Source organism: Desulfurobacteriaceae bacterium (assembly GCA_039832905.1).
Lineage (GTDB): Bacteria > Aquificota > Aquificia > Desulfurobacteriales > Desulfurobacteriaceae > Desulfurobacterium.
Genome location: JBDOLX010000082.1, coordinates 1 through 2077 on the forward strand (window position 1 = coordinate 1; position 2077 = coordinate 2077).

Below are 2077 nucleotides of genomic sequence, written 5' to 3' on the forward strand. Positions count from 1 at the left end.
CATAGAGCATATGTCCTGAGGAGGATTGATCGTGAACTATCCCGGAAAATCTTTTATTAAAGTAAGGTCTTGCCAAGATCACCTAGCGTCCGTCCCTTTCCGTGATTATCCTATCAGGACACAGATCCTCATTTCGGTTTACTAAGGATTCCAGTTTTTCTCTTATCCTTGAAGTTATCGTTCTTATGTTCTTTCTTATGCTTTTTAACCTTGGAGATGCTGTATCTAAAATCTCCCCTGTATCGTCAATAGATTTTTCTAAAATCTCTCTTAGATCTTGAAATCTTGAGAACCTACTTTCAAAAAACTTTATTCTTGAAAATCTTTCTTCCAATTTCTCAAAGAAGTTCTTCAAGATCGCAGACTGTCTTATTACTTTCAGGACAGCCAAAATTTCCTGTGGACTTAAAACAACTCCACTTGCAGATAGTTTTTTTAGAGTTTGGCTAACGTCTGGAAAGCTTTCTAAAGGAAGCTGTTTTTCCTTTAAAAGTCTAACAAAGGTGTCAGTTATTTCTAAGTTCTTTTCTACTTCTTCTTTTTTAGTTAAAGGAACTATGGAAAGAACAGCCTCTTTACCTTTTTCACTTTTTGCAAAGGAGGACGTTGCCTTAAGTATCTTATCAAATTCTAAGTGGTACCCCACTCCTTGGAACATTAGTATAAATACCCCCTCCAATAACCCGAAGGAGTGGAGGTACCACGATTAGTATCTATCCAATATCTATTATACATCACCATTACTGATTGGCAAGTAGTTCTCTAGCTATTTTATTAACAACAGAACCGTCAGCTCTACCTTTGACTTTTGGCATAACGAACTGCATTACTTTTCCAAGGTCTTTAGGAGAAGTTGCTCCTACCTCTTTAATAGCTTCTTCTACTAGTTTTTTTACTTCCTCTTCGCTCATTTGCTTTGGTAAATATGACTCAACTACAGCAAGTTCAGCTTTTTCTTTCTCTACAAGGTCTTGCCTTCCACCCTTTTCATACATTTCAATAGCTTCACGTCTTTGTTTTGCATACTTTTGTAGTAGCTTTACGATTTCCTCGTCTGTTAACTCTCCTCTCTTTTCAATCTCCGCGTTCTTGATAAGAGAATTAATCATTCTAATAGTAGAAAGTTTTACTTTATCCTTGCTTTTAAGAGCCTCTTTCATATCGGCAAGAAGCCTTTCTTTAAGTCCCATTTACTTAACCTCTAAAAATTACTTTTTCTTCTTCTTACCCTTTGGTGGAAGGAGACCACGCTTTTTGAGAGCCTTAATTAGTCTTTTTCTTGCAGCCATAGCCTTTCTTTTTCTCTTTTCACTTGGCTTTTCGTAATATTCTCTTCTCTTAATCTCTGTAAGAATTCCTTCCTTTTCGCATAGTTTCTTAAATCTCTTTAGAGCCTTTTCAAAAGACTCTCCTTCACGAACGTAAACTGTTGCCATTAAGCATCGCCTCCTTTTATTTTGGTTTTCGCTGGCAAATTATATTCTCCGAGAAAATAAATTGCAAGGTTTATTCTTCCTTAAGCCACTTTGCTGCATCTTTTGCGTGGTAAGTTAAGATAAGGTCTGCTCCTGCCCTTTTCATTGATAAAAGGGTTTCAAGGACAATTTTCTTTTCGTCTATCCACCCTTTCAAAGCAGCTGCTTTTACCATAGAATATTCGCCACTTACGTTATAAGCAGCCACTGGATACTTAAATGTTTCTTTAACCCTTCTTATGATGTCAAGGTACGAAAGTGCAGGTTTAACCATAACAATGTCTGCACCTTCTTGTATATCAAGGGCAACTTCTCTTAAAGCTTCATCCGAATTTGCAGGATCCATTTGGTAAGAACGTCTATCTCCAAAAGCTGGTGTTGATTCAGCTGCATCTCTAAATGGACCATAGTAAGCTGAAGCGTACTTTGCTGCATAAGACATTATTGGAATTTCGGAAAATCCTGCTTCATCAAGGGCTTCTCTTATTGCTTTTATCATTCCGTCCATCATTCCAGATGGAGCTACCATATCAGCACCTGCTTTAGCGTGGGAAACTACCTGTTTTTTAAGGATCTCTAAAGTTTTATCGTTGTCAACATCG

Annotated in this window: 4 protein-coding genes; all 4 read right to left on the reverse strand. The window is 37.3% G+C overall.

The features are described from left to right. Positions 1-82 precede the first annotated feature (82 nt). Complete coding sequence (locus ABGX27_05925; GenBank protein ID MEO2069034.1) at positions 83-658, reverse strand: hypothetical protein; 576 nt, start codon at positions 656-658, stop codon at positions 83-85. 82 nt (positions 659-740) lie between these two features. Further along, a complete protein-coding gene (locus ABGX27_05930; GenBank protein ID MEO2069035.1) occupies positions 741-1190 on the reverse strand; it encodes a GatB/YqeY domain-containing protein in 450 nt (149 codons plus the stop codon). Positions 1191-1208: 18 nt separating this feature from the next. Beyond that, complete coding sequence (gene rpsU / locus ABGX27_05935) at positions 1209-1436, reverse strand: 30S ribosomal protein S21 (GenBank protein MEO2069036.1); 228 nt, start codon at positions 1434-1436, stop codon at positions 1209-1211. Positions 1437-1506: 70 nt separating this feature from the next. Beyond that, on the reverse strand, positions 1507-2077 hold a 571-nt coding region (gene hemB, locus ABGX27_05940; GenBank protein MEO2069037.1), incomplete at its 5' end, for a porphobilinogen synthase.

Excerpts from the sequence above, each read along its gene's own strand:
- ABGX27_05925 (MEO2069034.1), bottom strand. The coding sequence starts at position 658 with ATGTTCCAAGGAGTGGGGTACCACTTAGAATTTGATAAGATACTTAAG.
- ABGX27_05930 (MEO2069035.1), bottom strand. The coding sequence starts at position 1,190 with ATGGGACTTAAAGAAAGGCTTCTTGCCGATATGAAAGAGGCTCTTAAA.
- rpsU (MEO2069036.1), bottom strand. The coding sequence starts at position 1,436 with ATGGCAACAGTTTACGTTCGTGAAGGAGAGTCTTTTGAAAAGGCTCTA.